We start from the raw sequence: 24,004 nt of genomic DNA, 5'->3' as shown, positions 1-24,004 counted from the left end.
CGCCTGCTCCTAGGGAGGACCCCCGCATGCCCCACCCCCACAGATCCGGCCGGCCGGCCGGCACCGGTCTGCGCCGCCTCGTGCGGACCGCCGCCGCCCTGGCCGCCGGTCTCGCCCTGCTGTCCCCGCCGGGCGCGGCCGGCGTCGCCTCGGCGGCGTCGCAGGAGGAGCCCGCCGCGGACGTCGCGGTCCGGATCAACACCCAGGCCGCGCTGGGCCGCATGACCGACGTCGCGCGCGGTGTCAACGCCGCCATCTGGGACTCGCACATGAACGACCCGGAGGTCGCCGACCTGATGAAGGCGGCCGACGTCGGGGCGATGCGCTACCCCGGCGGCTCCTACGCGGACATCTACCACTGGGAGACCCATACGGCGCCCGGCGGATACGTCGCCCCCGGCACCGGCTTCGACGCCTTCATGGGCACCGTCCGCGCCACCGGCGCCCAGCCCATCCTGATCGCCAACTACGGTTCGGGCACGCCCGAGGAGGCGGCCGGCTGGGTCCGGTACGCCAACGTCACCAAGGACTACGACGCCAAGTACTGGGAGATCGGCAACGAGATCTACGGCAACGGCCACTACGGCAGCGGCTGGGAGCACGACGAGCACCCCGACAAGAGCCCCAAGGAGTACGCCCGTCAGGTCCGCGCCTACGCCGAGGCCATGAAGGCCGTCGACCCGACCATCAAGATCGGCGCGGTGCTCACCACCCCGGGCCACTGGCCGGACGGCGTGGTCGGCGCGGGCGATCCGGGCGACTGGAACCACACCGTGCTCTCCCAGGTCACCGACGTCATCGACTTCGTGAGCGTGCACTGGTACGCGGGCGGCGCCGACACCACCGCCGAGGCCGCCATGAACCGGCTCACCAGGCTCCCCGGCGAACTGCGCGAGGTCCGCAACCAGTTGGACCGGTACGCCGGCGCCGACTCGCCGCGCATCGGCATCGCCCTCACCGAGATCAACACCAACACCGGCGGCGCCATGCTCACCGCGCGCCCCAACGGCCTGTTCGCCGCCGACGCGTTCATGACGGCGCTGGAGAACGGCGTCTTCACGGTCGAGTGGTGGGACACCCACAACGGACCGGGCCGCATCACCACCGTCGACGGCGAGACCGACTACGGCGACATGGGCATGCTCTCCAGCGGCGGCTGCACCGGTGACGTGTGCGAACCGGCGCCCAACACGCCGTTCCACCCGTACTACGGCATGAAGATGACCAGCGAACTCGGCGGTGCGGGTGACACGTTGGTCGCCGCCGCGTCCTCCGCGCAGGACGTCTCCGCGCACGCCGTGCACCGCCGCGACGGCAGGCTCAGCGTGCTGCTGATCAACAAGGACCAGGACGCCGCACGGACCGTGGACCTGGACTACGCGGGCTTCACCCCGTCCGCCGCCGCACCCGAGGTCAGCCGCTACGCGCGCGGCGACAGCGACATCACCGACGTCGCCGCCGGCCCCGCCGCCGCCTCCCAGGTCACCGTGCCGCCGTACGGGATGCTCGCCGTCACCCTCACTCCCAAGGCCGGCACCGGGCCCGCCGCCTCCGCGGCAGGCACCCCGGGAACCCCGCGCCTGGAGTCGGTGACCGACACCACCGCCCGCCTGTCGTGGCAGGGCGCGCCCGGCGCGGCCCGCTACCTGGTCCAGGCACGCGACGGCGCCCACACCCGGCTGATCGGCGAGGCCACCGGCACGTCCGTCACCCTGCGGAACCTGCCCCCGGGCAGCTCCCACACGGTCAACGTGCTCGCGGCCGACGCCTCCGGCCGCCTGTCCGCCCCGTCCGATCCGCTCACCTTCACCACCGGCACCCCCGGGGAGGCATCCTGCGCGGTGACGTACCACCGTGACACGAGCTGGGGCAACGGCTTCGTGGCCACGGTCACCGTGCGGAACCTCTCCGACACCCCGATCACCGGCTGGACCGTGGACTGGGACTGGCCGACCGACCGCCAGTCGGTGTCCAACGGCTGGAACGCCACGTTCCAGCAGACCGGCCGGCACGTCCGGGTGACGGCGCCCGACGGCGCCGGAGCGCTCGCCGCGGGCGGCACGTCGTCGGCCTCCTTCGGGTTCGTCGGCGCCAACGACGGGCCCAACCCCGATCCGACGGTCTTCCGCCTGAACGGCGCCGTCTGCTCGGCCGGCTGACACCCGCTCCGCCCGGGAGCGGTGGCAGGACCACCTGCTCCCGGGCGAACCGGCCGGCCCGGTCCGACTGCGGATTGCCGGTGCGGACGCCCGCCCCGGGAGCCCGCCGAGGACCGCCGGGGCTCGTGTCTCCTGCGAGACGTATCCGGAGCGGGCCCTCTCCAGGGCCGGGGTAGACCAGGGGAAGGGATCAGCTCCAGCCGAACCGGCGGTCCACCACCGCCGCGAACTCCTCCGGGGTGAGGACGGCGTCCCCGTTCTGGTCGGCGGCGTCGAAGAGGGCGGAGGACGCCTCGGCGTCCTGGACGCCCCAGAACGGCAGGACGCCCGAAGCGGCCAGGGAAGGGCCCTTCGTGCGCAGGGCTACGATCACCTCTTCCCTGGTCAGCGTGCCGTTGTGGTCAAGGTCGAGGGCCTCGAACAGCTTGCGGGCCTTGTCGCTCATACCTCGTCCTCGTCGTTCGGCGGCAGCGGGCCGGTCCGTCCCGCTCATGGGGAGAACGCCTCGTGCGGCGGTCCGGTTCCGTCTGGCTCCGGGCTGGGGGGCGACGCGTACGAAGCCGGGTGTCCGTCCGACGCGGCGGTGGGGCTCAGGCGTGCTGCTACGCGGCCTCGCGCAGGTCGAGCAGTTGCCGCGTGTGCCCGGGTACGTGGTTTTCGGCCAGACCGTCGATGAGCCCCGCCAGCGGCACCGGCTGGTCCAGCACCACGGCGTCGTGGGACAGCAGGAGCGTCGGCACCGGGACCGAGGCGTCCTCCTCGCCGAGGCGGTCCGCGATGTCGCACAGGACGCCCGCCTGGGCGCGGACGTGCACGACGAGGTCGGCGCGCCCCGTGTGCCCGGCGACGATGCGGCGCAGGTTCCAGGTGTCGAGGCAGACGCGGTTGTCGAAGGAGGGCCGTCTGCCGGCGACCATGTCGAGGGCGACCGCCGTGACCGAGGCGTCGACGCTGAGGAGGTGAGCCAGGATCAGGTCGGCGTTCCATCCTCCGTCGTCGGGCTCGCCGAGACCGGGCAGGGCCGCCGTGTCGAGCAGGGCCTCGTAGGCGTCCCGCAGTGCTGTCGTGTCCATGGCTGTGCCTCTCTCAGTCGTGGTCCGGCGGATCCGGGTCCCCCTCCGCCGCCTCGGCGACCCGTTTGACGTGCGCCAGCCGGCGGTCCCACTCGGACGCGAGCGAGGCCATCCAACGGGCCGTCGCGTCCAGGGCCGCGGGGCGCACGGCGTACCGCACCTCGCGGCCGGCCCGGCTCGCCGACACCAGTCCGGCGGCGTCCAGGACGGCCAGGTGCTTGACCACGGCCTGCCGCGAGACGGGGAGTCGCCCGGCGAGCGTCGTGGCGGTGGCCTCGCCCCGCGCGGCGAGCAGATCGAGCAGCCGGCGCCGCGTCGGGTCGGCCAGCGCGCCCAGGACGCCGTCGACGGTCTCGGCTGCCCCGTCGGCGCCGGGGCGTTCCTCCGTCATATGGCTCCCTCGCGCTCGGTCCGGCCCTCGCCCACAGCGGAACTCCTCCGTCGCCGTCGTTCGATGCAACCCAAGAGTTGCACAGGTCAGAGCCTAGTGCAACCGAACGGTTGCGTAACTGTCGTGGCGCGTTCTGTTTGTCGGGGGACCGTCACGAGCAGCCTCTTGCTGCGATTAATATGCAACAACAGTTGATCAGCAATAAAGGGTGTGAGGTTCATGACGACCCGACGGATACGAGGCGCCGCCGTCGTGGCGGCGCTGGCGGGCGGCATCGCCGGCTGTTCGGCCCCCGGCGGCGGCACGGGCGGTGAGGAGGCCGGCGCGTCCGTCGTGATCGGGGTCGCCTCCGAGCCGGACACGCTCAGCCCGCTCCTCGGCTACGGCAAGGACGGCAACTCCAAGATCTTCGACGGGCTGCTCACCCGCGACGCCGACCTGAACCTCAAGCCGGCCCTGGCGGCCTCGCTGCCCGAGGTCGGCGACGACGGCCGTACGTACACGTACACCCTGCGCGACGGTGTGAAGTTCAGCGACGGCGAGCCGCTCACCTCCGCCGACGTCGTCTTCACGTACCGCACCATCCTCGACGACCGGACGAACAACACCGCCAAGAGCGAACTGGACGCCGTCGAGGAGGTGCGGGCGGCAGGCGACGACAAGGTCGTCTTCACCCTCAAGTACCCCTACGCGCCCTTCGCCGCGCGCACGGTGCTGCCGATCGTCCCCGAGCACATCGCCGGCGGACAGAACCCCAACACCGGCTCCTTCAACACCAGGCCGGTCGGCACCGGCCCCTACGTCCTGACCGGCTGGAGCAGGGGCGAGAAGCTCACCTTCAAGGCCAACCCGCACTACTGGGGCGGCAAGCCCGAGGTCGAGAAGTTCACCATGGCGATCGTCGAGGACGACGACGTACGCGCCACCCGGCTGCGCTCCGGCGACCTCGACGGCGCCGTCCTCCCGCCCAACCTCGCCGCCACGTTCAGGAACGACGACGGGAGGCGGACCCACGTCGCCGAGTCCTACGACTACCGCACCGTCACCCTCCCCACCGCGAACGCGGTCACCGGCGACCGCGCCGTCCGGCAGGCCCTCGACGCCGCCGTGGACCGCGAGGCCATGGTCGACAAGATCCTCGACGGCGCGGGCCGCCCGGCGTACGGGCCGCTGCCCGGCGACGACCCCTGGTACGCCCGGGGAATCGAGCGCGCCCAGGACCTGGACCGGGCCCGGAAGATCCTCGACGAGGCGGGCTGGAAGCCGGGCGGCGACGGCGTCCGCGTCAAGGACGGCCGCAGGGCCGCCTTCACCCTGCTCTACCCCTCGGGCGACAAGGTCCGCCAGGACCACGCCCTCGCCTACGCCTCCGACGCCAAGAAGGCCGGCATCGAGGTCGAGGTCGAGAGCGCCACCTGGGAGGTCATCGAGCCGCGGATGAAGGACGACGCCGTCCTCGCGGGCTTCGGCAGCACCGGCGACCCGGACTTCGGCCTCTACACCATGCTGCACTCCTCCCTCGCCGGGGACGGCTTCAACAACATGGGCCGCTACGCCAACCCGGCCGTGGACAAGGCGCTCGACACCGGCCGCCGCAGCCAGGACCCGGCCGTGCGCGAGGCCGCCTACGACACGGTCCAGCGCGAACTGGTGAAGAACCCCGGCTACACCTTCCTCACCCACATCGACCACGTCTACGTGCTCGCCGACCGCTGGGACGGCCTGACCACCCAACTCGAGCCGCACGAGCACGGCTTCGCCAGCGGCCCGTGGTGGAACATCGAGGACTGGCGGCCGAAGAAGTGACCTCACCGCCCTGGGGAGCGATGGCGCGTCTGGCGGGACGGCGGACCCTGTTCGCCGCCCCCGTCCTCCTCGTCGTCACCTTCGGCGTGTTCGCCATCGCCGCCGCCTCCCCGTTCGACCCCGTCAAGGCCTACGCAGGCACCGCCGCGCTCGGCGCCGACCAGGAGACGCTGGACCGGCTGCGGGCCAACCTCGGCGTGGACGAGCCCTTCGCCGTGCGCTGGTGGGAGTGGCTGACCTCCGCCGTCACCGGCGACCTCGGCCAGTCCGGCGTCATGCGGCAGCCGGTGGCGCAGGTCATCGGTGAACGCCTGGTGTGGTCCACGCTGCTGTGCGCGGTCGCGTTCGCCGCCGCGGTGCTCGTCGGCACGCTGCTGGGCGTGCTCGCCGCCCGCCGCCCCGGCTCGTGGCTCGACCGCGCCGTCACCTCGCTCGCCTACACCCTGGAGGCCGCACCGGTCTTCTGGACCGCCCTGCTCGCCGTCTGGCTGTTCGCCCTCCAACTCGACGTGCTCCCCGCCGGGGGACTGACGGACACCGCGAGCGAACGGGTCACCGCGGGACAGGTCGCGCACCACCTCGTGCTGCCCGCCGGCGTCCTCGCGCTGTCCCAACTGCCCTGGTTCACCCTGTACGTCCGCCAGGGGGTGGGCGACGCGCTCGCGGAGGACCCGGTCCGCGGCGCCCGCGCCCGCGGGCTGAGCGAACGCACCGTCCTGCTCGGTCACGCCCTGCGCTCCGGACTGCTGCCCGTCCTCACCCTGATCGGCTCCCGCGTCCCCGAACTCATCACCGGCGCCCTGCTGGTGGAGAGCGTCTTCAGCTGGCCCGGCATCGCCGCGGCCACCGTCGAGGCGGCCACCGCCGTCGACTTCCCGCTGCTGGCCGCCCTCACCGCCCTCGCCACCGTCGCCGTCCTCGCCGGCAACCTGCTGGCGGACCTCCTGTACGGCCTGATCGACCCGAGAGTGAAGCTCAGTGAAATGTGACTCCCATGGCTGAGGCCGCGGCCGAGACCACGTGGCGTTCGCGCGTCCCCGACCGCCGCTTCGCGCACACCGTCCGGGCGCGCACGTCCGCCGCGCTGGTGGCCGTGACCGTCCTCGCCGTGCTGCTCGTGCCCCCGCTGGTCCAGCTCGACCAGCAGGCGGTCGACCTCGCCGCGAAACTCCGGCCACCCAGCTGGGCGCATCCCTTCGGCACCGACGACGTCGGCCGGGACCTGCTGCTGCGCTGCGTCTACGGCCTGCGCGTCTCGCTGCTGGTCGGGGTGGCGGCGGCCCTGACGGCGACCGTGATCGGCACCGCCGTCGGAGCCACCGCGGGCGCCTTCGGCGGCTGGGTCGACCGTGCCGTCATGCGGCTGGTCGACACCTTCTCGTCCGTGCCGCATCTGCTGCTCGGCATCTTCATCGTCGCCATGTTCCGGCCCGGCGTCTGGCCGGTGGTGGTCTCGGTCGCCCTCACCCACTGGCTGTCGACCGCCCGCATCGTGCGCGCCGAGGTCCTCTCCCTGCGCCGGCGCCCCTACATCGACGCGGCCGTGTCCGGCGGCGCCTCCCGGTGGCGGGTGGCGGTACGGCATCTGCTGCCCGGCGTGCTGCCGCAGGCCGCGCTGGCCGCCGTACTGATGATCCCGCACGCCATGTGGCACGAGTCGGCCCTGTCGTTCCTCGGGCTCGGGCTGCCCACCCACACCGCGAGCCTCGGCACCCTGATCCAGAACGCGCGCGGCTCGCTGCTGGCCGGGCAGTGGTGGCCGACCCTCTTCCCCGGGCTGTTCCTCATCGTGCCGACCCTCGCCGTCGCCGGTCTCGCAGGGGCCTGGCGGGAGCGGATCAACCCCCGCCGCCGATCGGAGCTGATGCTGTGACCGAGCCAGAGACCGTCCTGTCGGTCACCGGTCTGTCCGTGCGCTTCCTCATGCCGGGCGGGCGCCGCGTCGCCGCCGTCACCGACGCGCACTTCGACGTGGCGGCCGGGGAATGCCTGGCGCTGATCGGCGAGAGCGGCTGCGGCAAGTCCGTGCTCGCCTCCGCCCTGCTCGGCCTGCTGCCCGGCAACGCCCGCACCGCCGGCGAGGCGCGCCTCGGCGACCTCGACCTGCTCGCCGCGGACGAGCGGACCCTCGCCCGCACGGTACGGGGCCGGCGCATCGGCCTCGTACCGCAGAGCCCGGCCGCGCACCTGACCCCGGTGCGCACCATCCGCTCCCAGCTGGAGGAGACGGTCGCCGAACTCACCGGCGCCCGCGGCCGCGCCGAGATCCGCGCCGCGGCCCGGGCCGCCGCCGAACGCGCCGCGTTCCCCGCCGATCACCTCGACCGCCATCCGCACGAACTCTCCGGCGGCCTCGCCCAGCGCGCCGCCACCGCCCTCGCCCTCGTCGGCGGCGCGCCCCTGCTGCTCGCCGACGAACCGACGACCGGACTCGACCGCGACCTCGTCGAGCGCACGGTCGACGAACTGCGGCGGCACGTCGACGGTCCGGACGCGACGGGCCGCGGACGGGCCCTGCTGATGATCACCCACGATCTGGCCGCCGCGGAGCGCATCGCCGACCGGGTCGCGGTGATGTACGCGGGCCGCATCGTCGAACTCGCCGACGCCACCGCCTTCTTCGGCGCCCCGGGACCCCGCCACCCCTACAGCCGCGGCCTGCTGAGGGCCCTGCCCGACCGCGACTTCACCCCCATCCCCGGCATGCCGCCCGAGCTGGGCGATCTCCCGGGCGGCTGCGCCTTCGCCGCCCGCTGCGCACGGGCCACCGACGCCTGCGCCGCCCTGCCGCCGACGGTGGACGGGGTCGCCTGCCACCACCCGTACGTGCCGGAGGACGTCCGTGCTTGAACTGCGCGCCATCACCGCCGGATACGACCGGCGCGCCCCCGTGTTCCGGGACGTCTCCCTGACCGTCGCCCCCGGCGAGGCCGTCGGCCTGCTCGGCCCCAGCGGCTGCGGCAAGTCCACCCTCGCCCGCGTCGCGGCCCTGCTGCACCGCCCCGACTCCGGCACCGTCGTCCTCGACGGCGTCCCGGTGCGGCGCTGGCGCCATCGCGCCCCGCGCGAGCAGCGGACCGCCTTCGGCGTCGTCTTCCAGCAGCCCCGGCTCTCCGCCGACCCCCGGCTGCCGCTCGCCGACCTGATCGCCGAACCGCTGCGCGCCACGGGCCGCCGCGCCGAGGCCGCCGCACGGGTCGCCGAACTCGCCACCGCCGTCGGCCTGACCGGCGACCTGCTGCACCGACGCCCCCACGAGGTCAGCGACGGCCAGCTGCAGCGCGCCTGCCTCGCCCGCGCCCTGGCCCTGCGCCCGCGCTGGCTGATCTGCGACGAGATGACCGCGATGCTGGACGCCTCGACGACCGCGGCACTGGTCGCGGCCGTCGAGGACTACCGCGCCACCACGGGCGCGGGCCTGCTCGCCGTCGGCCACGACCGCACCCTCCTGCACCGCTGGTGCGACCGCACGGTCCACTGGGAGGGCTGACCTCGGGCGCCCACCGCGTTCGCCGTTCGTGCCAGTGCTCCGCTCCCCGCCGGTGGGCACCGGCGGGGAGCGGAGGCGACCGGGGCGCCGGTCAGGTGGTCGTGGGCGGGTTCCACAGGTCGCACTTGTGGTGCTGCGGGAAGGCCGTTCCGGAGGTGATCGCCTCGGGGGCGAGGGTCTGCACGTTCGGGTGGAGGCTCCAGCGCGGCGCGTCGGCGGCGTAGGGGACGCCGGTCTTCGCGAAGTTGGTCCAGTAGCCGAGCATCCGGTCGGCGAGGGCGTTCTGTTCGGGGGTGCCCGAGACGCCGCCGAAGACGTACCGGATCTCGGAGCCGTGCGGGGCGCCGAGCGGGAAGCTCACGGGCAGGCCGAGGTAGTCCATGGCGTGCCGGTCGGCGAACTCGTACTGGTACGAGCGGACGTGCCGGGCCGCCAGGCGGGCCGTGCGGGACTGGAGGCACGCGAACTGGGAGTCCGTGAAGATCGCGCCCAGGGCCTCGGCGGGCGTGCCGTACTCCGAGAGGGGGTAGCGGGCGAGGATCGCGTCCGTCCGGTCGCCGTAGACCGCGCGGACGGCCGACGGATAGGCGGCGGCGGTGAGTTGGCGGCCCGCCAGGTCGTACGTGGTCGCCACGGTGAGCCTGCCCTCGTCGGCGGTGGTTCCCTGCAGGAGGGGTACGCGGTGGAACCGTCCGCTCTCCAGCGCCTCCGGCACCTGCAGCGGCAGGACCAGGCCGTCGACGTTGGGCGTCCAGCGGGCGGTCGGGCTCGACGCGGCGGCGAGCAGGTCCGCGGCGGGCCTGGCGCGCAGGCAGGCGACGTCCGCGCAGCCCAGCGAGTCCGCCCAGGCCGTTCCGGAGCGCTGCTGGGACTCCTGCGTCGGCAGGGGGAAGCCGCAGCCGGACTGGGCGACGGCCCGGTCGAACAGCCCGGCCGTGCGCGGCGAGACCAGGTTCTGGCAGACGCTGCCGCCGCCCGCCGACTCGCCGAAGATGGTGACGTTGCCGGGGTCCCCGCCGAACGCCGCGATGTTCTCCCGCACCCAGCGCAGGGCCGCCTGCTGGTCGAGCAGGCCGTAGTTGCCGGACAGGCCCAGCGGCGACTCCGCGGCCAGGCCCGGGTGGGCGAGGTAACCGAACGCGCCCAGGCGGTAGTTGAAGTTCACGACGACCACGTCGCCGCGTGCGGCCAGCTTGCCGCCGTCGTAGAAGGCGCCGGAGCCGACGGTGAAGCCGCCGCCGTGGATCCACACCATCACCGGGCGCTTGTGCGCCGACGGCCGGGTGGGCGTGTAGACGTTCAGGTAGAGGCAGTCCTCACTGGGCGTGCCGGGTCCCGCGAGGTCGCCCCAGGGGGTGGATCCGCCGCGCTGCATACAGGGGTCGCCCGGCGCGGTGGCGTCCCGGACGCCGGACCAGCGCTCGGGCGCGGCCGGCGGCTTCCAGCGCCGCTGGCCGACCGGCGGGGCGGCGTACGGGATGCCGAGGTAGGACGTCGCGGTCTCGGCGGCCGTGCCCCGCACCTGCCCGTAGCGGGTGGTGACGGTCGGGCCCTCGGCAGCCGCGGCGGGCGTGAGGGACATCCCCGCGGCCGAGAGCAGCAGGCCGGCCAGTAACGCTCCTGTTCGACGCGTCCACGACATATTGCGGGCGGGTGGACCGGACATCGGCACCTCCATGCGGATGAGCGGCGGTTACGGTCCCCGAAGTCTCCTGACCCGCCCGGCGCCCGGGACCGCGTGAATCACCAGTCCCGTCGGAGGGGGCGAGAGGCCGGCAGCATCCCCGACCGGCGTGCGCACCCGCCGTCACGCGGAGCCGCCGTCGTGTGCGGGGAGAGGCGATCACCCGCGCTCCCTCGTCGCGCGGACTCCCGCCGGACGTCCTATCATCGAGAGGTGAATGTTGAACGGGGAACCTTCCCCGGCGGGGAGGCCGTACGGTGAGCAACACCGAGGCACGTCCCGCCGAGTTGACCTGCGGGACCGAAGCCGAGGGGACGCCGGGCCGGCCCGTGGAGGTGCTCACCCCCAGGGACGTGCCCCTGGGCGGACCCCGCGCCATGCGGGTGCGCCGCACGCTGCCCCAGCGGGCCCGGACGCTCATCGGCGCCTGGTGCTTCGCCGACCACTACGGACCCGACGACGTCTCCGCGAGCGGCGGCATGGACGTCGCCCCGCACCCGCACACCGGGCTGCAGACCGTGAGCTGGCTGTTCAGCGGGGAGATCGAGCACCGCGACTCCCTCGGCAGCCACGCCCACGTCCGGCCCGGCGAGCTCAACCTGATGACCGGCGGCCACGGCATCTGCCACTCCGAGGTCTCCACGCCCGCCACCACCGTCCTGCACGGAGTGCAGCTGTGGGTGGCGCTGCCCGCCGAACACCGTGACGCGGCACGGGACTTCCAGCATTACGAGCCCGCGCCCGTGACCTTGCCCGGCGGCGCCGTCCGCGTCTTCCTCGGCGAACTGGCCGGCGACGCCTCCCCCGTGCGCACCTTCACCCCGCTGCTCGGCGCCGAGATCACCCTCGACCCGGGTGCGACCGTCGCCCTCGACGTCGACCCGGCCTTCGAACACGGCGTCCTCGTCGACGCCGGCGACCTCCGCATGGACGGGACGCCGCTGCGCCCCGCCGAACTGGGCTACGCCGCCCCCGGCCGCACCACGCTCACCCTGGCCAACGAGGCAGCCGAGCCGGCCCGGCTGGTCCTGCTGGGCGGCCCGCCCTTCGGTGAGGAGATCGTCATGTGGTGGAACTTCATCGGGCGCAGCCACCAGGACATCGTGGAGGCCCGGCAGGCATGGGAGGCCGAGTCGGACCGCTTCGGCCGCGTCGAGGGCTACCCCGGAGACCGGCTCCCGGCGCCCGCCCTGCCCAACGCCACGATCAGGCCGCGCAGGAACCCGGCGCCGTAGGGCATTGTGGGCACATGCGCATGGACCCGGACCTCGCCGTGCTGGTCGGGCTCCAGGCGTCCGGGAAGTCGACCTTCTACGCGCAGCGGCTGTCCGGCCGATACGCGCTGGTGAGCAAGGACCTCTTCCCGCGGAGCGCGCGGAACAAGCAGAGCCGGCAGATGCGGCTGGTGGCCGAGCACCTGGCCGCCGGGCGCTCGGTGGCCGTCGACAACACCAACCCCTCGCCGAAGGAGTGGGGCCCGCTGGTCGAGGCGGCCCACGCCCACGGCGCCACCGCGACGGCGTACTGGTTCCCGCCCGACGCGGCCGGCTCGCTGCGCCGCAACGCCGCCCGCGAGGGCCGGGAGCGGGTCCCGGACGTCGGCGTCCTCGCCACGCTCCGGCAGTTGTGCGAGCCCTCACGGGCGGACGGCTTCGACGCCGTGCACGAGGTCCGCTTCGACGGCCGCGGCGGCTTCGAGGTGACGGGCCGAGCCCTTGCATGGCGCCGGGCCACGGGGTTACCCGAAAGGCATGACGAAACCAGACAAAAAGCCTGAATCCGAGAACCGTGCCTCCGAGACCCCTACCTCCGAGACCCCTGCCACCGAGATCCGTGCCTCCAAGATCCCTGCGTCCGAGATCCGCGAGTCCGAGGAGGAACGCGCCGACGCCCGGCCGTTCAGCTATCCGTACCCGGAACGTCGCTCGAACGTCCGCGCGGTCCGGCACATGAGCCGCGAGGAGGCCGACGCCGACAGCGTGCCGGGCGTACCCGGCGGCTACGGAACCAGCGGCGGCGGGCAGCCGAGCCGTACCGGCAGCGGCGGCGACGAAGCCGACCCCGACCGGCACTGAACGCCCCGCCGCCCCTCAGCCGTCGGGTTGTTCACCCGCTTCGCGCGCGGTGAGCAGACCCTTCTCGGCGACCGCGGCCAGCGACAGGGTCCGGTACCCCATGGAGTCGAACAGCACGGTGATCCGGTCGCCCTCCTCGCTCATGATCGTGCCGTCGCCCCACTCCCGGTGCCGTACGGGCGTCCCCGGCGGGTAGGAGTCGGCCGCGGCGTGCCGGGGCGCCTCGGCGGGCGGGGCGGCGCCCGAGCGGCACACGTCGCAGGCGTCGCACGGGGGGTCGTACGCCTCCCCGAAGTAGCCGAGGAGGAAGCGGCGCCGGCACCCCGTCGTCTCCGCGTACCCGACCACCATCTCCAGCCTCGACCGCTCCAGCCTGCGGTGCGCCTCCGCCGTCTCCACCGCCCGCCGCGCAGCCTCCCGAGACGTGACGCCGGGCACGGCCCGCACCTCGCCGTCGGCGTCGCCGCGCACGGCGCCCGCCTCCTCCAGCAGGTTGGCCGCGGCCGTCACCCGGCGGCGCGACAGGTCCGTCCGCTCGCCGACCTCGTCCAGCGCGACCGCACCGTCCTGCTCGTGGATCTCCTCCGCGACCTCGCCGAGGGTCTCCTCGTCGGGCGCCCGGGCGGCGAAGAGGCGCTGCAGGCCCCGGTCCTCGGGGCGGTAGTGCAGCACCGCGAGAGCAGGCTCACCGTCGCGGCCCGCCCGGCCGATCTCCTGGTAGTACGCGTCCAGGGACCCCGGCATCGACGCGTGCAGCACGAACCGCACGTCCTCCTTGTCGATGCCCATCCCGAAGGCGGACGTGGCCACCACCACGTCCGTCTCGCCGCTCAGGAAGGCGTCGTGCACCCGCGAGCGCACACCGGCGGCCAGCCCGGCGTGGTAGGCCGCCGCCGTCAGACCCCGCTCGATCAGCTCGGCCGCGTACGCCTCGGCGTCCTTGCGGGTCGCGGTGTAGACGATCCCGGGCCCCGGCTCCGCCGCCGCGCGCTCCACCAGCGTCCGGCGCTTGTCGGCGTCCTCCTGGAACCGGCGTACCTCCAGGGCGATGTTCGGCCGGTCGAAACCGGCCACGACCAGTGCGGGGTCGTCCATCTCGAGGCGCTCCACGATCTCCTCGCGCACCGGGGGAGCGGCGGTGGCCGTCAGCGCGAGGACCGTCGGCCCGCCCACGCGCGCGATCGCCCCGGCCAGGCGCAGATAGTCGGGGCGGAAGTCGTGGCCCCACGACGCCACGCACTGCGCCTCGTCGACGACGAACAGCGAGGGGCGGGCGCGGGCCAGCCGCTCCACCACCTCGTCCTTGGTCAACTGCTCGGGGGAGAGGAACAGATACTCGGCGTCCCCGCGCCGCACCGCCTCCCACGCCGCCTGCGTCGCCCCCTGGGACTGGGCGGAGTTGACCGCGACGGCGTCCGCGGCGCCGTGATCCGGCAGGCCCGCGATCTGGTCCCGCTGGAGGGCGATCAGCGGCGACACGACGACGGTGGGCCCGGGCAGCAGCAGCCCGGCCACCTGGTACACCGCCGACTTCCCCGCGCCGGTCGGCATGACCACCAGCGTGTCGCGGCCCGCGACGACCGCCTCCATCGCGGCGAGCTGGGCGGGCCGCAGCTCACGCCAGCCGAACACCTCCGACGCGGCCCGCCGCAGACGTTCCGCCGGCGCGAGGGCGTTCTCCCGTGGCATGGCCCGCCTCTTCTCCGTCGACCCGTGTGTGGGTGTCCGCAGTACCCCGATCCCGGGAAGCCAAGACGACCCCGGCGTCAGCCCGCCGGCGCCGGCGCGACCGGCGTGGCGTACACGACGAGATTGCGCCGGTACCGTCCGGTCTCCCGGTCGTAGGGCCGGGCGCAGGTGACCAGTGCCAGCCGGTGCCCGCCGGCGCCGGCGAAGAGGTCCGCGGGCAGCCGCTCCTGCCGGTAGGTGCGGCGGGCCGTGACCCGGTAGGCGCGCACCCGGCCGTCGGCGCCGGTCACCTCGACCCGGGCGCCGGGCGGTGTCCGGTGCAGCGCGGCGAACGGGCCGAGGCCGTCCTCGCGGGTGTCGACGTGCCCGGCGATCAGCAGCGTCCCGTCGGCCGCGCCGGCCGCCGCCCCCAGCGCCCACCATCCGCCGGTCCGCGGGTCGTCGGGGAGGGCCAGCGACCCGTCACGGTGAGCGGCGACCGGAACGACGGCGGCCTCCAGGCCGTGCGGTCCGCGCAGGCGCGTCGGGGGCGAGACGGCCGCCGTGCGTCCGGCGTCCGCCGGGCGGGCATTCGGCTCGTCGGGGAGCAGCCATCCGGCGGCCAGCGCGCCCAGCCCGCACGCGGTCGTGAGCACGGCGGCCGACCGGTGGCGTGCCACGCGTCAGCGCCGGTCGGCCGAGGGCCGCCGGGTACGCCAGAGCCAGACGGCCCCACCTGCGGCGAACAGCCCACCGCCCGCGGCGAGCATCCCTGCCGCGACCGGGGCGCCACCGTCCACGGCGAGGCGGCGGTCGGCGTCGTCGGGGGTGTCGCCGACAGGGGTGAGCCCGACGAGGCCGCGGTCGGTGTCGTCCGGGGTGTCGTCGGCGGGGAGGTGGCGCCGGTCGGTGGCTGGGTCGGCGGTGTCTCCGTCGTCGGGGGTGTCGCCGGCGGGTGTCAGGCCGCGGTTTTTGTCGTCCGGAGTGTCCCCGGCGGGGGTGTCGTCGTCGGGCGTGAGGGTGCGGTCGGTGTCGTCCGGGGTGTCGTCGTCGGGCGTGAGGGTGCGGTCTGTGTCGTCCGGGGTGTCGTCGTCGGGCGTGAGGGTGCGGTCTGTGTCGTCCGGGGTGTCGTCGTCGGGCGTGAGGGCGCGGTCCCTGTCGTCCGGGGTGTCGTCGTCCGGCGTGAGGGCGCGGTCCCTGTCGTCCGGAGTGTCGTCGGCGGGCGTCAGGAGCCCCGCGCTGCCCGCACGGACCGTGCCGGCCTCTCGCACCTCGTGGCAGACGCCGCCGCGCACCATGTCCAGGTGCATCGCCACCACCGGACGCGCGGCCCGTGCCGCGGCCTTGACCTCGGCGTTCGTCCCGGCGGTCAGCTCCTGGTCGATCAGCGCGAGCGTCTTGCGATGGGCCGCGTCCTGCGAGGCCAGCCAGGCCGCGTCGTACGCCGGACCGCCCGCCTTCGCCCGTACGGCGGCCAGGGCCTTCTTCTGCTCGGCGGACGGCGAACCGGGCAGCGTCACGCCCAGCGCGCCCGCGAGCGCCCGCAGATCCGCGTCCAGCTTGGAGTGGTCCCGCACCAGGACGGCGCCGGCCCGTTTCACACAGTCGGTCGTGGCGTGCTTCCGGGCGTCCTGCCCCGCGGCGATCTCCGCGAGATTGCCCTGGTGCGCCCGCATCACGAGCATCTCGTCCTGCGCGCTCACCTCGGCGGCGAACGCCTGCGGCGTGGATATGCCGGACAGGGCCATCACCACGGCGGCCGTCAGCAGTCTTCTGCGCATCGGTCTTGCTCCCTTCGGGACGGGGCGCGTGGACAGCGCCCGGCGTCCCCGGCGTCCATGCCTGCCCGCGCGCCCCGCATTCCTCCCGGGCGCGGCGTGCCGACCACCCGCACGGCCGACGCGGGCGGGTTTCGGCCGGGCCCGGGAATCCGGCATGTTTGCCACCGGGCCGGGTACGCGTCGCACGCCGCACCCCGGTGCGGACTCGCGCCGGGTCGGCCGTTCGACCGCCGCTACCAGGGGATGTGCCATGCAGACACCCGCCAACGACGACGACAACGCCACCACCGCCCAGCGCGCGCTGGACGCGCTCGTGGAGAACACCGAGGACCGGGCGGCGCTGGACGCGCTCGCCGGCAGTGACGTGCTGATCCCCGTGCCCGACGACGTTCCCGAGGAGGACGCCACCGACCCCACGGCCCTTGCGCTGCCCGTACTGGAGGAGCCGGGCGGACGCCCGGTGGTGCCGGTGTTCACCTCGGAGCTGGAGATGGCGGAGCTGCTGCCGTTCGTCTCGCGCTACCGCATGGTCCCGCTCGGCGCGCTGGCCTCGCAGTGGCCCTCCGACGACCTGTCCCTCACCATCGACGCCAGCTCCGCCCACGGACTGACCCTGACCTCGGACGGAGTGCGCTCGCTGCTGGCCCGGCCGCAGGGCTGAGCCGGGCGTTCACCTCGCGGGAACGCCCTCGTCACGCGGGGTCCGCCGGGCCGACGCGCGGACCGAGGACGGCCGGAAATCCCCCCTCCGGCAGGGTGGGCACGCGGTGCCGGAGGGGAAGACCCCAGCCGGAAGGACCGGACCGCAGCGAGGAACGCCGGGGGTCGTCTTGAGGGTCGTACTGCTCGGCACCGCCGCCGGTGCCGGCTTCCCGCGGTGGAACTGCGGATGCCCGCCGTGCTCCGCCGCCCGGGACGGCAAGCTGCCCTCCCGCGCCCCGGAGGCGGCGGCCGTCACCGGCAACTCCCGCGACTGGTGGCTGCTCAACGCCACGCCCGACGTCCGCACGCAGCTCGCCGCGGCCTCGGCGCTGTGGCCCGGCGCCGGACCGCGCAGCCCTGTGGTCCGCGGCGTGCTGCTCACCGACGCCGAACCCGAGCACGTCTCCGGGCTGACCGTGCTGCGCGGACAGCCCGGCCTGAAGGTGTACGCCACCCCGCCCGTGCTGGCCGCGCTGGCGCCGGCCCGCGCCATGGTCGACCGCTACGCCCCGTGGGGCTGGGAGGACAGCCTCACCGAGGGCGGGTTCGTGCTCTCCGGCGGACTGGTCGTCACCGCCCACTCCACCGGCCGGACCCCGCCCGGGTACCTTCCCGGCCGTCCGGACGACGGCTGGACGACGGCGTACCGCATCGAGGACCTCGCCACCGGGGGAGTGCTGCTGTACGCGCCCCGCATCGGCGACTGGGGCCCCGAACTGGCCGAACTCCTCACGAGCGCCGACTGCGCCCTGCTGGACGGCGCCTACCTCGCGGCCGACGCGACCGCCGCGCGGGCCGTCGCCGACGCCGGCGGACCGCGCCGGGTCCACATCGGCCTGGACGACGCCGATCCGCTTCTCGACCCGGCCTCGGCGGACCGCGCGGAACTGGCCGGGGCGGGCGTGGAGGTGCTCGACGACGGGGCCGAGTTCGTGCTGTGACGTCCTGTGCGGGCCGCCCGCGCCGGTCACATCGGCAGGGCCGTGCCCTCCGGTACGGCGATGCCGAACTCCTCGTCCAGCACGCGCCGCGCCTCCCGCTCGCTCAGCAGCCGGCGCTCCTTGACCGTGCCGTCCGCGTGCGTCTCGGTGAGGAGCGCGCCGTCGAGGAGGAGGTCGCGGTCGGCGGCGGACCGGTGGGCGTAGACGCGCCGGGTGAACGGCGAGCGCGGATGCGCGCCGACGTACCAGTTGAAGACCTCGTAGTCGGACCGCTCGAACGGCTCCAGCGTGAAGAGGTACTGGTCCGTCCAGGTTCCGCCGTCCCCGCCCGTGTGCTCCTGGTACGACCACTGCTCCAGCGGGCCCTCGTGCGGCAGGCGCACGAGCCGGTTCAGGCGGACCCCGTGGCGGAACTCGGCGCCGTCCGCCAGCGGCGCGGGCTCCCGCAGCGTGCCGGGGCCGAAGCCGACGTCGGCCAGGTACGGCCGCGGGTCGCCGGGCACGCCGACCAGCAGGGCCATGTGGGTGCGGGGCCGCCGTTCGTACGCGTCCGCGTCCGCGCCGGCGACGACCCGTGCGGCCAGCCGGGTGACCCGGAAGCCGAGGCTGCGCAGGACGTGCTCGAACAGCAGGTTGTGCTCGTAGCAGTAGCCGCCCCGCCGGCTGTCCACCAGCTTCGCCGTGATGTCGCCGATGTCCAGGGAGGGCGGCTCGCGGCGCAGGGCGTCGAGGTTCTCGAACGGAATGGCCCGTACGTGGGCCAGGTGCAGGCTCCGCAGCGTGGCCAGGTCGGCGCGCCGCGCGCCCGGCCCGCCGATCCGTCGGAGATAGGCGTCGAGATCGAACTGTTCGGTTCCGGACATGCGTGCACTGTAGGCACGAGCCCGTCGCGAATCACCGCGGTCCGGGGGCGGAGACGACGTCCGGCTTTGGTCGTAGGGCGGTCGTAGGGGGGCGGTGCGCGGTCGTGGGGCGGTCATCGGGGGCGGTGGTACGGCGTGACCGGACCCGGCGGACGCGGGACCGCCGCCCGCGCCCGGCTCACCCCTCCCGGCCGCTCTCCCCGCCCTCCGGGCCCGCCAGCGTCCGCGCCAGCGCGGCCCGTTGCAGCGGTCGCACCCGGGTGTGCAGGTCACGGCCCTTGCGGGTCAGCGTGACGAACACGCCCCGCCGGTCCTCGGCGCACGCCGAGCGCTCGACCAGGCCCTCCTTCTCCAGCCGGCCGATGAGCCGGGACAGGGCGCTCTGGCTCAGGTGCACCCGGCCGACGAGGTTCTGCACCCGGCACTGCTCGCCGCCCCCGGAGGAGGAGGCGGAGGCCGCCAGGATGTCGAGAACCTCGAAGTCGCTCGCGCCGAGGCCGTGCGGATGCAGCACGCGGTCGATCTCGCACATCGTGCGGGCGTGCACGGACAGGATGTCCCGCCACCGCTCCTCGAGAGCCGACTCGGCCGTGTTCGTTCCCATATCCGCACGGTAACACCGAACCCGGCTTTCGTTGAGCGCACAACTAGCTCGGTCGGCCCGGGTCCTGGAGCAGCCCGATCAGGTTCCCGTCCCGGTCCTTCACGGAGGCGATCCGCCGGCCTTTCCCGACCTCGCGGATCTCCTGGAGCGGCTCCGCCCCGGCCTCGACCAGCGCCGCGAAGCGGGCCTCGATGTCGTCGACGTGCCAGTAGGGCACCGGCCCGGTCAGGCCCTGGGCGTGCCCGTTGGGGTCCAGGCCGACGTCCTGGCCGGCGTCCTTGTAGCCGACGTAGTAGGGCTCGTCGGCGTACGGCTCGGTGCCGAGCAGGGCGCCGAACAGGGCCTTCGCCCCGTCCAGGTCCTTGACGGGGTAGATGATCGTCTTCAGGCCGGCGGTCATGGTCGTTCCTCCCGGGTGCGTGGCCGGCGCCCTGTGACGCCGGTGGTTCCACGCTAGGCCGGGGGAGCGGGTGGACGCTTCTCCGATCCTGACCGGTTGCGCCGGGCGCCCCTGCCGCCCGCATGCCGCGACGGCGTCACGTCGACTCCCGCTTCACCAGCTCCGTCGGCAGGATCACCGCCGACGGGTCCTCCCCGCCGATCTGGGCGAGCAGGACACGGACCATCTCCGCGCTGATCCGGTCCCAGGGCTGCCGTATGGTCGTCAGCTCCGGGCTCGCGGCCACCGCGGCCGGGGAGTCGTCGAAGCCGCCGACCGCGACGTCCTCGGGGACCCGGCGGCCCGCGCGCTGCAACGCCGTCAGCACGCCCTGGGCCATCAGGTCGGAGGCGACGAACACCGCGTCCATGTCCGGCGCCCCGGCGAGCAGCCGCTCGGCGCCCGCCTCACCGCTGGCCCGGCTGTAGTCGCCGGAGACGATGAGCCGTTCGTCGATCTCCATGCCCGCCTCGGCGAGCACCTCCTTGTACCCGGCGAGGCGCTCCACACCGCCCGGCGTGTCGAGCGGGCCGGTGACCACGCCGACCCGGCGGCGGCCCAGCGACAGCAGATGACGCACCATGTCGCGGGCGCCGTCCCGGTCGTCGGCGGCGACGTAACTCACCTTGGAGGCCAGGCCGATGGGCTTGCCGCAGGCCACCAGCGGCACCCCCGCCTCGCGCAGCCGTTCGGCCACCGGGTCGCCGGAGTGGCTGGAGACCAGCAGCACCCCGTCGACGTGGCCGGCGGTGATGTACCGCGTGATGCGCCGCCGTTCGTCCTCGGTGCCGGCCAGCATCAGCAGCAGCGGGATGTCGTGCTGGGCCAGCGCCTGGGTGCAGCCGCGCAGGAGCACGTTGAAGTTGGGGTCCTCGAAGAACCGTTCCTGGGGCTCCGTCAGCAGGAAGCCGACCGAGTCCGACCGCCCGGTGATCAGCGAGCGGGCGTGCCGGTTGACCACGTAACCCGTCTTGCGGATGGCGGCGTTGACCGCCTCCTGCGCCGAAGGGCTCACGTAGTGGCCGCCGTTGAGGACGCGCGAGACGGTGCCGCGCGAGACACCCGCCTCGCGCGCCACGTCGTGGATCGTCGGCGGCTTGCGCCGACCCCCCGTGTTGCTCATGGTCATGACTTTACGGCTCCGGAGAGCAGGTCGAGGCTCCAGAACCGCTGGATCACCAGGAACAGCGCCACCAGGGGGAACACCGCGAGGAACGCCCCCGTGATCACCAGCGTGTACAGGGCCGGCGTGTTGGCGCCCTGCTCCAGCAGCGTGTACAGGCCGAGCGTGATCGGGAACTTCTCGTCGTCGCTGAGCATGATGAACGGCAGCAGGAAGTTGTTCCAGATGGCCACGAACTGGAAGAGGAAGACCGTCACCAGGCCGGGCAGCATCATCGGCAGCGCGATCCGGGTGTAGATCCGCCACTCGCTCGCGCCGTCCATCCGCCCGGCCTCCACCACGTCGGAGGGGACCGCTGCGGCGGCGTAGATCCGCGAGAGGTAGACGCCGTACGGCGACAGGATCTGCGGGAGCAGCACCGACAGATAGGAGTCGGTGAGGTCGGCCTGCGCCAGCAGCAGGTACTGCGGGACGGCGAGGATGACCGGTGGCATCAGCACGCCCGCGAGCAGCACGTTGAACAGGGTCTCGCGACCGCGGAAGCGGTAGACCGCCAGCGCGTAGCCGCTGAACGACGACACGATCGTCGACAGCAGGGCGCCGACGACGGCGTAGAGGGCGGAGTTGCCCATCCACTGCCAGTACACGCCGTCGCGGTACGCGCTGAGGTCCGACAGGTTCTCCGTGAACCCGGTGCCCGGCAGGAAGGTGAACGTGGAGAACAGCTCGCTGCCGGACTTGGTGGACGCGATGACCACCCAGGCCACCGGCAGCAGGCAGTACAGGGCGCCGATCAGCAGCGTCACCGTCGGGATCAGCGCGATCCGGCGGCGCAGCGGGGGGCCCTGGGCGGTGCCGGGGGTGGTCCCGGCGGCCGGGGCGGACTTGCGGACGGCAAGAGAACTCATCGGGCTGCCTCCTGCTTGTTGCGGCGGTTCGCGGCCCGCAGGAAGCCGAAGGACAGCACCAGGGTGGCGAGCGCGATGATCGTGGCCTGCGCCGCGGCGGCGTGGATGTCGCCCCTGCCGAAGGCGTCCTGGTACACCTTCATCAGCGGACTCCAGGTCGTCGAGACGGAGTTGGTGAGCGGTTTGAGGGTGGTCGGCTCGTTGAACACCTGGAGCGTCGCGATGATCGAGAAGAAGAAGGTCAGCACCAGCGAGGGCGCCACCATCGGGATCTTGATCTTCAGCGCGATCTGCAGCGGGGTGGCACCGTCCAGCTCGGCCGCCTCGTACACCTCGGTCGGGATGGCCTGGAGCGAGGTGTAGATGACGATCATGTTGAAGCCGGTGCCGCCCCACACCGCGATGTTCGACAGGGCGAGATAGAGAGGACCGCCGTCCAGCAGGTCCGGCTGCGGCAGACCCAGCCGGTCGAGCACGAAGTAGAACGGGCTGACGTCCGGCAGGTACAGGAAGCCCCACAGCAGCGCCGCGACGACGCCGGGGATGGCGTACGGCAGGAAGATCGCGAGCCGGGTGAAGGGGGCGAGCCTGACCTTGTCGGAGTCGAGCATCAGCGCGAAGACCAGGGCGAGGCCGAGCATCACCGGGACGACGATGCAGCCGTAGCCGAGGACGCGCAGCGCACCGTCGAGCAGCTCACTGTCGGTGAGGGCGTCGGTGTAGTTCTCCAGGCCGGCCCAGACCTCCGTGCGGGCGCCGGAGCCCAGGCCGAGGCCGGACACCTGCACCTTGCGGAAGCTGAGCCACACCGCGTAGCCGATGGGCAGCGCGAAGAACAGCGCGAAGAGGATCGTGGCGGGGAGGAGGAAGGCATACGGGGCCCCCTTGACCCCGTACGACTTCCGGCGTGCCGTGCTGGTCACTCCGCGACCTCGAAGCCCTGCTTCTTCATGTCGGCGACCGTGTCGTCCTGCATCGTCTTCAGGGCGGCGGTGAAGTCCGACTTGTTCTTCGCGGCGGCGCCGAAGGCGTCCTTGAAGGTGGTGTAGGCGACGTTGACGTTCGGGCCCCACGCGGAGGGCGCGGTGGTGCCGGCGATCTCGGCGGCCTTGGTGTAGAAGTCGGGCTGGTTGGAGAAGTACTCCGGCGGGTTGGTGAAGGCGCCGCTGAGCTGGGCGGACGTGGAGGCCGGGTAGATGCCGCTCTCCTTGGCCAGTGCGTTGAGCGCCTCGCCGTCGGTGTTCAGCCAGGCGGCGAACTTGGCGGCGGCGGCCTTGTTCCTGGAGTCCGTCGTCACGGCCGTGGACGAGCCGCCCCAGCTGCCGGTGACGTTCTCGCTCTCGGACCACTGGGGGAGCGGGGCCATGGCCCACTTGCCCTTGGTGTCGGGCGCGGCCGTGCTCAGCGTGCCCGGCGCCCACACGGCGCTGACCCAGGCGATCTGCTTGCCGGTGTTGAGCGCCTTGTTCCAGGCCGGCGTGTACATCGGCTGGTTGTCGATGGCGCCCTCCTCGACGAGGCCGCCCCAGAACTCGGCGACCTTGCGCGTCGCCTCGTCGTCGATGCCGACCTTCCACTGGTCGCCCTCGGTCGTCCACCACTTGGCGCCGGCCTGCTGGGCGAGGCCCGCGAAGAGGCCGGAGTCGTTGGCGGAGAAGGTGGTGAGGTCGGTGCCGGGCGACGCCTTCTTCAGCTTGCGCGCGGTCTCGGCGAAGTCCTCCCAGGTCGCGGGGACCTCGAGGTCGTACTTCTCGAAGAGGTCCTCGCGGTAGTAGAACATCATCGGCCCGATGTCCTGCGGCACCGCGTAGACCGCGTCCGTGCCGAGCGTGGTCTGCTGCCAGACGCCCTCGGCGAACTTGCTCTTCGCGTCGCCGACCTCGCCCGAGATGTCGGCGAGCGCGTCGTTGCTGACCAGGGTCGGCAGCGCCTGGTACTCGGCCTGCACCAGGTCGGGGGCCTTGCCGGCCTTGTGCGCGGTGAGGATCTTGGTGACCAGCGTGTCGCCGGACGCCTGCTTCTTCACCGTGACGGTGATCTGCTCCTTCTTGCCCGGCCCCTTGTTCCACAGGTCGACGACCTTGTCCATGCCGGGCGCCCAGCTCCAGTAGGTGAGCGAGACCGGCCCGGACTGGGACTCGTCGCCCTCGTCGGACGAGCCGCAGGCGGCGAGGGCGGTCGCGCCGAGGGTGACGGCGACCGAGACGGCCACGAGGCTACGGCGCTTCGTGTGTGGCATGGAACTCTCCCCTGACCAGGGTCCCCGCCTGCTGCGAGGACCTGCCATGCTTCTGTGA

Annotated in this window: 25 protein-coding genes; 11 read left to right on the top strand and 14 right to left on the bottom strand. The window is 73.6% G+C overall.

Annotated elements, in window-relative coordinates; genetic code table 11:
- Nucleotides 1–26: 26 nt before the first annotated feature.
- A complete protein-coding gene (locus ABZY13_RS26925; protein ID WP_356635136.1) occupies nucleotides 27–2,159 on the top strand; it encodes a cellulose binding domain-containing protein in 2,133 nt (710 codons plus the stop codon).
- Between the two features lie 190 nt (nucleotides 2,160–2,349).
- Here ABZY13_RS26925 and ABZY13_RS26920 read toward each other — a convergent pair whose 3' ends face one another.
- From ABZY13_RS26920 to ABZY13_RS26910, 3 genes are all read right to left on the bottom strand, one after another.
- The gene (locus ABZY13_RS26920; protein ID WP_356635134.1) at nucleotides 2,350–2,604 is read right to left on the bottom strand and encodes an EF-hand domain-containing protein; all 255 of its coding nucleotides are present in this window, start codon (nucleotides 2,602–2,604) and stop codon (nucleotides 2,350–2,352) included.
- A 157-nt stretch (nucleotides 2,605–2,761) separates the two neighbouring features.
- Entirely contained in the window at nucleotides 2,762–3,232 is a 471-nt protein-coding gene (locus ABZY13_RS26915; RefSeq protein WP_356635132.1) for a hypothetical protein, read from the bottom strand.
- A gap of 13 nt (nucleotides 3,233–3,245) precedes the next feature.
- A complete protein-coding gene (locus ABZY13_RS26910; RefSeq protein WP_356635130.1) occupies nucleotides 3,246–3,623 on the bottom strand; it encodes a metalloregulator ArsR/SmtB family transcription factor in 378 nt (125 codons plus the stop codon).
- 219 nt (nucleotides 3,624–3,842) lie between these two features.
- Here ABZY13_RS26910 and ABZY13_RS26905 point away from each other — a divergent pair, with 219 nt between their 5' ends.
- Genes ABZY13_RS26905 through ABZY13_RS26885 form a run of 5 tightly spaced genes read left to right on the top strand, consistent with a single transcriptional unit; the run spans nucleotide 3,843 to nucleotide 8,919 of the window.
- A complete protein-coding gene (locus tag ABZY13_RS26905) occupies nucleotides 3,843–5,429 on the top strand; it encodes an ABC transporter substrate-binding protein (RefSeq protein ID WP_356635128.1) in 1,587 nt (528 codons plus the stop codon).
- 20 nt (nucleotides 5,430–5,449) lie between these two features.
- Nucleotides 5,450–6,418, top strand: a complete 969-nt coding sequence (locus tag ABZY13_RS26900; protein WP_356635126.1) for an ABC transporter permease — start codon at nucleotides 5,450–5,452, stop codon at nucleotides 6,416–6,418.
- Nucleotides 6,419–6,423: 5 nt separating this feature from the next.
- On the top strand, nucleotides 6,424–7,302 hold the full coding sequence (locus ABZY13_RS26895; protein WP_356635124.1) for an ABC transporter permease: 879 nt from the start codon (nucleotides 6,424–6,426) through the stop codon (nucleotides 7,300–7,302).
- On the top strand, nucleotides 7,299–8,279 hold the full coding sequence (locus ABZY13_RS26890; RefSeq protein WP_356635122.1) for an ABC transporter ATP-binding protein: 981 nt from the start codon (nucleotides 7,299–7,301) through the stop codon (nucleotides 8,277–8,279). Before ABZY13_RS26895 ends, ABZY13_RS26890 begins: the two co-directional genes overlap by 4 nt.
- A complete protein-coding gene (locus ABZY13_RS26885; RefSeq protein WP_356635120.1) occupies nucleotides 8,272–8,919 on the top strand; it encodes an ATP-binding cassette domain-containing protein in 648 nt (215 codons plus the stop codon). Before ABZY13_RS26890 ends, ABZY13_RS26885 begins: the two co-directional genes overlap by 8 nt.
- A gap of 91 nt (nucleotides 8,920–9,010) precedes the next feature.
- On the opposite strand, the gene ABZY13_RS26880 is transcribed toward ABZY13_RS26885, so the two are convergent.
- On the bottom strand, nucleotides 9,011–10,585 hold the full coding sequence (locus ABZY13_RS26880) for a carboxylesterase/lipase family protein (protein ID WP_356635118.1): 1,575 nt from the start codon (nucleotides 10,583–10,585) through the stop codon (nucleotides 9,011–9,013).
- Between the two features lie 275 nt (nucleotides 10,586–10,860).
- On the opposite strand from ABZY13_RS26880, the gene ABZY13_RS26875 reads away from it, so the two are divergent.
- From ABZY13_RS26875 to ABZY13_RS26865, 3 genes are read left to right on the top strand one after another with little or no spacing between them, the layout of a single operon-like run.
- Entirely contained in the window at nucleotides 10,861–11,838 is a 978-nt protein-coding gene (locus ABZY13_RS26875) for a pirin family protein (RefSeq protein WP_356635116.1), read from the top strand.
- 14 nt (nucleotides 11,839–11,852) lie between these two features.
- The gene (locus tag ABZY13_RS26870) at nucleotides 11,853–12,380 is read left to right on the top strand and encodes an AAA family ATPase (protein ID WP_356635114.1); all 528 of its coding nucleotides are present in this window, start codon (nucleotides 11,853–11,855) and stop codon (nucleotides 12,378–12,380) included.
- Nucleotides 12,355–12,678, top strand: a complete 324-nt coding sequence (locus ABZY13_RS26865) for a hypothetical protein (protein ID WP_356635112.1) — start codon at nucleotides 12,355–12,357, stop codon at nucleotides 12,676–12,678. Before ABZY13_RS26870 ends, ABZY13_RS26865 begins: the two co-directional genes overlap by 26 nt.
- Nucleotides 12,679–12,693: 15 nt before the next feature.
- Here the strand turns inward: ABZY13_RS26865 and ABZY13_RS26860 are convergent, their stop codons facing one another.
- The 3 genes from ABZY13_RS26860 to ABZY13_RS26850 all read right to left on the bottom strand — a co-directional run bounded on the left by ABZY13_RS26860 (nucleotide 12,694) and on the right by ABZY13_RS26850 (nucleotide 16,127).
- Nucleotides 12,694–14,367 (bottom strand): RecQ family ATP-dependent DNA helicase, encoded by a 1,674-nt coding sequence (locus tag ABZY13_RS26860; protein WP_356635109.1) that lies wholly within the window; start codon nucleotides 14,365–14,367, stop codon nucleotides 12,694–12,696.
- Nucleotides 14,368–14,444: 77 nt separating this feature from the next.
- A complete protein-coding gene (locus ABZY13_RS26855; protein ID WP_356635106.1) occupies nucleotides 14,445–15,002 on the bottom strand; it encodes a class F sortase in 558 nt (185 codons plus the stop codon).
- Nucleotides 15,003–15,029: 27 nt separating this feature from the next.
- Nucleotides 15,030–16,127: a DUF4142 domain-containing protein gene (locus ABZY13_RS26850; protein WP_356635104.1), complete on the bottom strand. Its 1,098-nt coding sequence runs from the start codon at nucleotides 16,125–16,127 to the stop codon at nucleotides 15,030–15,032.
- A gap of 250 nt (nucleotides 16,128–16,377) precedes the next feature.
- Here ABZY13_RS26850 and ABZY13_RS26845 point away from each other — a divergent pair, with 250 nt between their 5' ends.
- A complete protein-coding gene (locus ABZY13_RS26845) occupies nucleotides 16,378–16,788 on the top strand; it encodes an SseB family protein (protein WP_356635102.1) in 411 nt (136 codons plus the stop codon).
- A gap of 169 nt (nucleotides 16,789–16,957) precedes the next feature.
- Entirely contained in the window at nucleotides 16,958–17,770 is an 813-nt protein-coding gene (locus tag ABZY13_RS26840) for an MBL fold metallo-hydrolase (RefSeq protein WP_356635100.1), read from the top strand.
- Nucleotides 17,771–17,796: 26 nt separating this feature from the next.
- Here ABZY13_RS26840 and ABZY13_RS26835 read toward each other — a convergent pair whose 3' ends face one another.
- From ABZY13_RS26835 to ABZY13_RS26805, 7 genes are all read right to left on the bottom strand, one after another.
- Nucleotides 17,797–18,633, bottom strand: coding sequence for an arylamine N-acetyltransferase (locus ABZY13_RS26835; protein ID WP_356635098.1), 837 nt, complete (start codon nucleotides 18,631–18,633; stop codon nucleotides 17,797–17,799).
- 178 nt (nucleotides 18,634–18,811) lie between these two features.
- Nucleotides 18,812–19,237 (bottom strand): MarR family transcriptional regulator, encoded by a 426-nt coding sequence (locus ABZY13_RS26830; protein WP_356635096.1) that lies wholly within the window; start codon nucleotides 19,235–19,237, stop codon nucleotides 18,812–18,814.
- Between the two features lie 43 nt (nucleotides 19,238–19,280).
- Nucleotides 19,281–19,637 (bottom strand): VOC family protein, encoded by a 357-nt coding sequence (locus ABZY13_RS26825; protein WP_356635094.1) that lies wholly within the window; start codon nucleotides 19,635–19,637, stop codon nucleotides 19,281–19,283.
- 136 nt (nucleotides 19,638–19,773) lie between these two features.
- Entirely contained in the window at nucleotides 19,774–20,805 is a 1,032-nt protein-coding gene (locus ABZY13_RS26820; RefSeq protein ID WP_356635092.1) for a LacI family DNA-binding transcriptional regulator, read from the bottom strand.
- Nucleotides 20,802–21,707: a carbohydrate ABC transporter permease gene (locus tag ABZY13_RS26815; RefSeq protein ID WP_356635090.1), complete on the bottom strand. Its 906-nt coding sequence runs from the start codon at nucleotides 21,705–21,707 to the stop codon at nucleotides 20,802–20,804. Before ABZY13_RS26815 ends, ABZY13_RS26820 begins: the two co-directional genes overlap by 4 nt.
- Nucleotides 21,704–22,630, bottom strand: a complete 927-nt coding sequence (locus tag ABZY13_RS26810; protein ID WP_356635088.1) for a sugar ABC transporter permease — start codon at nucleotides 22,628–22,630, stop codon at nucleotides 21,704–21,706. Before ABZY13_RS26810 ends, ABZY13_RS26815 begins: the two co-directional genes overlap by 4 nt.
- Nucleotides 22,627–23,946 (bottom strand): extracellular solute-binding protein, encoded by a 1,320-nt coding sequence (locus tag ABZY13_RS26805; protein ID WP_356635086.1) that lies wholly within the window; start codon nucleotides 23,944–23,946, stop codon nucleotides 22,627–22,629. The genes ABZY13_RS26810 and ABZY13_RS26805 overlap by 4 nt, the downstream gene beginning before the upstream one ends.
- Nucleotides 23,947–24,004: the final 58 nt, after the last annotated feature.

The organism is Streptomyces sp. NPDC006610 (genome assembly GCF_040611575.1).
Taxonomy (GTDB): domain Bacteria; phylum Actinomycetota; class Actinomycetes; order Streptomycetales; family Streptomycetaceae; genus Streptomyces.
Note: the sequence above shows the minus strand (reverse complement) of the source record. Positions and strands in the feature narration are given on the sequence as shown.